Raw genomic sequence first — 262 nt, 5'->3', positions numbered from 1 at the left:
CAATATCCTTAAGAACCTGTATGTTGACACCACACCGGTACGCAATGTAATTCCGGATATTGAGCCTGAGCACATTCACCTGGCGATTAAAGAATCAGGTGTGCTGGAGCAGGATGTGAGTTCAAGTATCCCTTACGGCAAAGAAATTCACATCAAGACCAAAAAAGGCGTCATCAAGCCGCGGACACCGAACCAGGCACAGTACATTGCCAATATGGTCGGTCATGACATCACTTTTGGTATTGGTCCTGCCGGTACGGGG

1 protein-coding gene is annotated in these 262 nt (G+C 48.1%); it reads left to right on the top strand.

What is annotated here, in order from left to right; genetic code table 11:
* Positions 1-262: PhoH family protein (locus ACYP03_RS26665; RefSeq protein WP_459782760.1), on the top strand; the 262-nt coding region annotated here is incomplete at both ends.

It is taken from the genome of Photobacterium sp. R1 (assembly GCF_054600795.1).
This window is presented reverse-complemented; position numbering and strand designations above follow the sequence as displayed.